The 2,162-nt window shown below is 45.3% G+C and carries 1 protein-coding gene; it reads left to right on the forward strand.

What is annotated here, in order from left to right; translation table 11 throughout:
• A partial coding sequence (locus tag AC1RNB_RS18535; RefSeq protein WP_493085243.1) for a beta strand repeat-containing protein occupies positions 1-2,162 on the forward strand: 2,162 nt, incomplete at both ends.

Below are 2,162 nucleotides of genomic sequence, written 5' to 3' on the forward strand. Positions count from 1 at the left end.
GGCACACTCAGTCAGTCTGCCATGAACAGTATTACCAACCTCGGTAACCTGACAGCTCTCACGGTTTCTGGTAATGTTACTTCCAACTCCATCAGTGTAGTAACAGGTAATCTGACAAACATTACTGCAACAGGACTCATCAATGCAGGGTCGCTCAGTTCACCATTGGCTACTATCACAGATATAACTTCTACAGGAACGATTACTGGTGGAACATTTAGTGGCACACTCAGTCAGTCGGCCATGAACAGTATTACCAACCTCGGTAACCTGACAGCTCTCACGGTTTCTGGTAATGTTACTTCCAACTCCATCAGTGTAGTAACAGGTAATCTGACAAACATTACTGCAACAGGACTCATCAATGCAGGGTCGCTCAGTTCACCATTGGCTACTATCACAGATATAACTTCTACAGGAACGATTACTGGTGGAACATTTAGTGGCACACTCAGTCAGTCGGCCATGAACAGTATTACCAACCTCGGTAACCTGACGGCTCTCACGGTTTCTGGTAATGTTACTTCCAACTCCATCAGTGTAGTAACAGGTAATCTGACAAACATTACTGCAACAGGACTCATCAATGCAGGGTCGCTCAGTTCACCATTGGCTACTCTGACCAATATTAACACAAGTGGAACCATTACCGGTGGAACCTTCAGTGGCACACTCAGTCAGTCGGCCATGAACAGTATTACCAACCTCGGTAACCTGACAGCTCTCACGGTTTCTGGTAATGTTACTTCCAACTCCATCAGTGTGGTTACGGGTAACCTGACCAACATTACTGCAACAGGATTGATCAATGCAGGGTCACTCAGTTCGCCATTGGCTACTATCACAGATATAACTTCTACAGGAACGATTACTGGTGGAACATTTAGTGGCACACTCAGTCAGTCGGCCATGAACAGTATTACCAACCTCGGTAACCTGACGGCTCTCACGGTTTCTGGTAATGTTACTTCCAACTCCATCAGTGTAGTAACAGGTAACCTGACCAATATCACTGCAACGGGATTGATCAATGCTGGGTCGCTCAGTTCACCATTGGCTACTCTGACCAATATCAACACAAGCGGAACCATCACTGGTGGAACATTCAGTGGCACACTCAGTCAGTCGGCCATGAACAGTATTACCAACCTCGGTAATCTGACGGCTTTAACTGTTAGCGGAAACGTCACTTCCAATTCCATCAGTGTAGTAACAGGTAATCTGACAAACATTACTGCAACGGGATTGATCAATGCAGGATCACTTAGTTCACCATTGGCCACCCTTACAAACATTAATACAAGCGGAACCATCACGGGTGGAACCTTCAGTGGCACACTCAGTCAGTCTGCCATGAACAGTATCACCAACCTCGGTAATCTGACAGCTTTAACTGTTAGTGGAAACGTTACTTCCAATTCCATCAGTGTAGTTACGGGTAACCTGACAAACATTACCGCAACAGGATTGATCAATGCAGGGTCGCTTAGTTCACCATTGGCTACTATCACAGATATAACTTCTACAGGAACGATTACCGGTGGAACATTCAGCGGTACATTGGGAACAGGTACATTAAATAATATTACATCGCTCGGTAACCTGGCAGCAATTACTGTCAGCGGCAATGTAACTGCCAACTCCATCAGCGTGGTTACGGGTAACTTAACCAACATTACCGCAACGGGATTAATCAATGCAGGGTCACTCAGTTCACCATTGGCTACTATCACAGATATAACTTCTACAGGAACGATTACAGGTGGAACATTTAGTGGAACATTGGGAACAGGTACATTGAATAATATCACATCGCTCGGTAATCTTTCTGCAATAACTGTCAGCGGTAATGTTACCGCTAACTCCATCAGCGTGGTTACGGGTAACTTAACCAACATTACTGCAACGGGATTAATTAATGCAGGGTCTCTCAGTTCTCCTTTGGCTACTATCACTGACATCACTTCAACAGGGACAATTACCGGTGGGACCTTCAGCGGAACATTGGGAACAGGCACGTTGAACAATATCACTTCACTCGGTAATCTTTCAGCAATAACCGTCAGCGGTAATGTTACCGCATCCTCTGTGAGTGCCACTACTGGTAACTTTACAGATATTACTGCAACAGGAACGATTACCGGTGGAACATTCAGCGGTAC

It is taken from the genome of Sediminibacterium sp. GW821-FHT12F12 (genome assembly GCF_058806635.1).